General features: G+C 65.2%; 5 protein-coding genes. All 5 read right to left on the bottom strand.

Features of this window, described 5'->3' with window-relative positions; all coding sequences use genetic code 11:
* On the bottom strand, positions 1 to 1,620 hold a 1,620-nt coding region (locus DD1DGNOD_RS11345; RefSeq protein ID WP_131770085.1), incomplete at its 3' end, for a molybdopterin-dependent oxidoreductase.
* A 31-nt stretch (positions 1,621 to 1,651) separates the two neighbouring features.
* Positions 1,652 to 2,794: an acyl-CoA dehydrogenase family protein gene (locus DD1DGNOD_RS11340; protein WP_131770084.1), complete on the bottom strand. Its 1,143-nt coding sequence runs from the start codon at positions 2,792 to 2,794 to the stop codon at positions 1,652 to 1,654.
* Positions 2,795 to 2,837: 43 nt separating this feature from the next.
* Entirely contained in the window at positions 2,838 to 3,794 is a 957-nt protein-coding gene (locus DD1DGNOD_RS11335; protein WP_206443101.1) for an LLM class flavin-dependent oxidoreductase, read from the bottom strand.
* A gap of 3 nt (positions 3,795 to 3,797) precedes the next feature.
* Complete coding sequence (locus DD1DGNOD_RS11330; RefSeq protein WP_131770083.1) at positions 3,798 to 4,589, bottom strand: enoyl-CoA hydratase/isomerase family protein; 792 nt, start codon at positions 4,587 to 4,589, stop codon at positions 3,798 to 3,800.
* Between the two features lie 56 nt (positions 4,590 to 4,645).
* Positions 4,646 to 5,614: phosphotransferase family protein (locus DD1DGNOD_RS11325; RefSeq protein WP_165036613.1), on the bottom strand; the 969-nt coding region annotated here is incomplete at its 5' end.

Raw genomic sequence — 5,614 nt, 5'->3', positions numbered from 1 at the left:
CTTCGTACACCACGTCCATGGACTCCAGCTACGGCTCAGGCCACCGCGCCGCAAGCCGAACAGGTCGCCGTCCGGACCCAGCCTCATGAAGATGTCCACCCCGACATGCGGAGGTACCCGGATTCCGAGCTTGCCCATGAGCTGTGCCCCGGGTGCCGGGGACGGCACGAGTCCGATGCGCTTGCAGATCTCGTCCAGCGTGCGCCAGTCGTCCCGGACGTTCGGGGGTGCCGCGGCGACGGCATCGGTCCACTGGGCGTAAGGCACCGCGTTGTGCGACTGCGTGAAGACGGGGAAGCCTTCGCGTTCGAGCAACAGGGTGGGCGGCAGGATGTAGTCGGCGTGTCGGTTGGTCTCGGTGATGTACGGATCGAGCGATACGAACAGGTCCAGTGCGGCGAACGCGCGCTCCATCTCGTCACAGGCCGGCGAGGTGGTGGCGGCGTTGGTGGCAACGCAAACCATGGCGCGAAGTTGACCCCGCCCAGGCGTGTGCACCTCACGAGGAAACGTCGCCCAGGGTGAAGTGCCGAGAACCTCAGGTATGCCATCGACTCGGGTACGCCAGCGGTCGTACCCGCTGGCGCGGAGGACCTTGGTCATCAGTTCGAGGTCGACCATCGGCCGGGCGAAGACCATGCCGCCCGGGCTGTCGAGGTTGCCCGTGATGATGTTGAGCACGTCGATGAAATATTTCGTCAGTGTGGAGAAGCGTCCGAGTGACGCGCCGCATCGGCCGTAGACGCAGGCGGACCCAGCGGATGCCAGGTCGCGGCCGAGCTTCTCAACGGTGTCTCGAGGGATGCCCGTCTCGGCCTCGACCCGGTCAAGGTCGACGTTCCGTACCAGCCCGAGTGCAAACTCGACCCCGCTGGCTTGCGTGGTCAGCCGGGTCCCGTCCACCAGCCCCGCATCGACGATCGCCTTGAGCATTCCGGCGATCAGCCAGACGTCGCTCTCGGGGCGGATCGGAACGTGCTCGAAGAGGCGTGCGGTCTCCGTACGGCGCGGATCGACGACGATGACCCGCCCGCCCCGCTTCGGGATCTCCAGGAGCGTTTCGCGGATCCGGCCGATGGTGGCCATCGACCCGTGCGACACGACCGGGTTGGCGCCGAGGATGAGTGCGAAATCGGTCCTGGCGAAGTCGGGGATTGGGTTGGTCAGGTTGTTGCCGTACAGAAGCTGGCTGACCACCCAGTAGTTGTTGATGTCGACTGAGCTGGCCGTGTAGAAGTGCTTCGTCTTCAACGCGGCAGCCATACCGAACAGCGTGAGGAAAGCGCCGTAATTCCAAGCGTTCGGGTTGCCTAAGCCGATGCCGACGGACTCCCGGCCGTATAACTTGATCACCGACCTCAGCCGCGCGCCGATGTCATCCAGCGCCTCGTCCCAGCTGACCGTCGTGAACGTACCGTCGGCGTTGCGCTTCACCGGGTCACGCAGCCGATCGGGATCGTTCAGCACGTCAGGGAAATTGATGCCCTTGGTGCAGGCGAACCCGCGGGACTGTGGATGGTCCTTGTCCGGGCGCAGCGTGAGAATCTTGCCGTCCTGCACAGTGGCGATGAGGCCGCAGGATGCCTCGCATACCCCACACCAGATCCGCTTGTCCGCCATGACGTTCTCCTTGGGGCTCTGACGTCGTTGTCTAGAGGGCTCGTGCGATGATCTCTCGCATGATCTCGTTGCTACCACCATAGATTCGTTGTACGCGTGCGTCGGCATAGAGGCGGCAGATCTCGTACTCGCGCATGAAGCCATATCCGCCGAAGAACTGCACGCACTGGTCGACGACGCGGCCCTGCATCTCGGTAACCCACATCTTCGCAATCGATGCGCGATCGCTCGTCAGCTCTCCCTGTACGAGCTCGCCCAGGCATTGGTCGACGAAGGCCCATCCCACCTTCAGTTCGGCCTTCAGATCAGCCAGCTTGAACCTGGTGTTCTGCATATCGCCGATCGCGGAGCCGAACGCGCGACGCTGGCGCACGTAGTCCACAGTGATGTCGAACGCCTTCTGCGCGGCGGCGATCGAGGCGACGGCGATGATGAGACGCTCCTGGGGGAGCTCGGCCATCATCGCAGCCATCGCGCCGCCTTCCTGGCCCAAAAGGTTGGTGACCGGCACCCGGACGTTGTCGAAGAACATCTCCGATGTGTCGGCGCTGTGGTGCCCGAGCTTCTCGAGATTGCGTCCCCGACTGAATCCGGGCCGGTCGATCTCAACCAAGAAAAGGCTCATCCCACGGGAACCGGCGTCGGAATCGGTCTTTGCCACCACGACAGCGATGTCGCAGTGCTGGCCGTTGGAGATGAATGTCTTCTGACCGGAGATGACGTAGTCGTCACCATCGCGGACCGCGCGAGTGCGCAGGCCTTGGAGGTCGCTGCCGGCAGCCGGCTCGCTCATCGCGATCGAACATACGGCCTCGCCGCTGACCATTCGGGGCAGCCACGTTTTCCGGATATCCTCGCTGCCGTAATCGAGAATGTATCCGCAGCTCACGTCGCTGTGGGCGGTGAAGTTGCCGGTAGGTCCGGCAAAGCCGGCGTACGAGCACTCCTCGATGACCACGGCGTTGAACCGGAAGTCGCCGGTGCCGCCGTACTCCTCGGGCACCTGCGCGCAGAGGATGCCCGACTCGCCGGCCTTCCGCCACAACTCGCGGTCCACGATGCCGGCGGCTTCCCAGCGTTCGAAGTTCGGTTCGATCTCGCTGGAGACGAAGCGCCGGACCGACTGCCGGAACATGCGCTGGTCGTCGTTGTAGACCTTGCGGTGGTTCAGCATGAATGGGCCTCCATCAACGAGTCGGAATCGTAGCCGGTGACCATCACGAACCGCCCTGCAGCAGCTTGCGCGTATCGGCCACGGCGTCGATTCCGGCTTCGTCGCTGCCCGCGAACGGGATGAAGTTGAACGTGGTACAACCGGCTTCGATGAAAGGCGCGACGAACTCGGCCACGTCCTCCGGCGTGCCGTAGGGGACGTAGGACTCGAATTTGTCGAACGGAGTGCGGTAGAGGCCTTCCATCGCCGGGGCCACCCTGCTGCGCGCCTCGGCCCGGTCGGAACCGAATCCGCACCAGAATGTCATGCCGTGCTTCCAGTCGACATCGGTGCGGCCCACGTCCGCTGCGTGCTCCTCGACGGCGTCGATCGCCTCGGCGCAGCGCGCGGCCGAGGTCCAGATGCCGAGCCAGCCGTCGCCCAGGCGCCCCGCCCGTCGCAGCGCGGCGTTGGAACGGCCGCCCACCACCAGTGGGATCGGCTGCTCCGGCGTGGGTTGAAGCCGTGCCTCGTCCAACGAGAAGAACTCGCCCTCGTAGCTGACAGTCTCTCCGGCCAGCAGGCGACGGACGATGCTGAGCGACTCGTCCATTCTGCGCCCCCTGGTTTTCGGGTCGACGCCGCAGGCGATGACTTCCCGCCGGTCGTCACCGCCGATGCCGAGGCCGAGCGAGAGACGGCCAGGGGCGAACTGCGCCACCGTCAGGATCTGGCGGGCGACGAGCAGCGGGTGGCGCAGCACCATCAGGTAGACGGCCAGATAGACATCCAGCTCGTCGGTAGCGGTCACCACCGAAGCCGCATCGGTCAGACCATCATTGCCGACCCCACCATGGAACATCACATGGTCGCCGACCATCACGTGATCAATACCAGCCTGTGCCATGCGGCTGAACAGGCGCGATCGGTGAGTCAGCAAGGCCGCACCGGACTTGACGGGCTGGTCCACCCACGTCTGTGGCATCAGGTTCACGCCGAAGCGGACGTTGTCGTTACTCATCCCTCAGCCTCGTCCCTCAGCGTCCCGCCGACCCAGGAACGCGTCCTTACGATCAACGATCTCGGGGTCGCCCATGGTGGAGTAGCTGTACAGGCATTCGAGACGCAGCTGGTCGTCAAGCGGCCGGCCGATGACCTCGAGGATCGTCTCCTTGGCCGACTCGACCGCGAGCCGCGGGTTGCGCAGGATCTTCGCCGCCATATCCTCCACCGTGGTCATCAGGTCCTCACGCGGGACGATGCGGTTGACAAGGTGGTACTCCTTAGCCTGCGCGGCGGTGATCGGCTCGCCCATCAGCTCGAGCTCCATGGCGATGCCCACACCGCAGGTGTTGACCAGCCGCACGATCCCGCCGTCGCCGAAGTGCATGCCGCGCTGCATGTGGTAAAAGCCGAACTGAATATCAGAGGCGGCGACCCGTATGTCGCAGGCGAGTGCCAACTCGATGCCTCCGCCGATCACCCACCCGTTGAGAGCAGCGATGATCGGCTTGTTGGTGCGGTGCAGCCCACGCGTGATCGCCCCGGCGAAGCCGCGTCCCAGCACATTTCGGCCGAGGCCCGGCCCGCCCTCCAACCAACCGTCGACGTGGGAGGACAGGTCGGCGCCAGCGCAGAACGCCTTGTCACCAGCACCGGTCAGGATAGCCAGCCGCACGTCCGGGTCGTCGCGGAAGTCGGTCCATGCCTGAAAAAGCAGGTTGTCGGTCTCGGTGTCGATGGCGTTGCGCTTGTCGGGGCGGTTGAGGGTTATGTAGGCGATTTCGCCGCGTTTCTCGTAGAGAACCTTCGACATTGGGTTTCCTCGCTGTTCCGAGCTGGTCGTGGTCTAAACTAGATCGGGTAGGCTGGTCAATAGGCCCTCCCGACTATCGACCCCGCGGCTTGGCGCAGAGCGTGTCGGCAGGCACCGAGCAGGCCTTCGACGAGCGCAGGATCGGCGTAGTAGCGGTCGCCCTCGCCGGTGACGGTCTTACGGCGGTTGTATTCGAAGAGGACCGCGAGCTTGAACAGCTGGAATGCCTCGTACCAGGGCAGCCGTGACAGTTCTCGGCGGGTGGCGGTCGCGTAGCGCGCAGCAAGCACATCCCGTCCCGGAAAACCGTCCCGCAGGGTCACCGTGGACATCTCAGTCAGGGCGTGCAGCGGCTCACCGGGAACAGCGTATGTAACGAGCGTGTAGGCGAGGTCTGCGAGTGGATCGCCGATCCCGGCCAGCTCCCAGTCGAGCACGCCGAGGAGCCGGGCAGGTTCGTCGGGCGCGAGCATGACGTTGCCGAACCGGAAGTCGCCGTGCAGCAGCGCCGGCTCGCCTGATGTGGGCACCGTGGTACGCAGCTGGTCGCGGATCTCGTCGAACGGCGGGTCCAGTGCCCCGTCCTCGTCGGCGATCAGGCGGGGCAATCGGTCGAGCTGGCGCTCGAGGAACCCGTCGGGCCGCCCGAGATCGCCCAACCCGCAGCCGCGCCAGTCGACGGTGTGCAGCGCGGCAAGGACGTCGATGAAGGCTTCGGCGGCGGCAGAACGTCCCTCAACGGTGTCCAAAGCCGGCGGCAGGATATCGGTAGCGACCACGCCGTCGAGATGTTCCATGACATAGCAGGGAACGTCCATCACGTCGCCCTCCTCGGCGACGGCGAGTACCCGTGGGACCGGAACGTCGGTGTCCGCCAGCGCTTGAAGGATGCGCGCCTCACGCCGCATGTCGTTCGCGCCCCTGGGCAGGGGCGGTCGCGGCGGTCGGCGCAGCACGAGAGTCTGCTCGCCGGTCGTGACAGCGTAGGTGAGGTTGGAGTGACCGTCGCCGATGCGTCGTAGCCG

It is taken from the genome of Candidatus Protofrankia californiensis, assembly GCF_900634765.1.
Classification (GTDB): Bacteria; Actinomycetota; Actinomycetes; order Frankiales; family Frankiaceae; genus Protofrankia; species Protofrankia californiensis.
The sequence above is the reverse complement of the archived record's forward strand: the minus strand, read 5'-3'. Positions and strand labels throughout refer to the sequence as shown.

Bases quoted from the DNA above. Each gene is read 5' to 3' on its own strand.
- DD1DGNOD_RS11335 (WP_206443101.1), bottom strand. From the start codon at position 3,794: ATGAGTAACGACAACGTCCGCTTCGGCGTGAACCTGATGCCACAGACG.
- DD1DGNOD_RS11330 (WP_131770083.1), bottom strand. From the start codon at position 4,589: ATGTCGAAGGTTCTCTACGAGAAACGCGGCGAAATCGCCTACATAACC.
- DD1DGNOD_RS11340 (WP_131770084.1), bottom strand. From the start codon at position 2,794: ATGCTGAACCACCGCAAGGTCTACAACGACGACCAGCGCATGTTCCGG.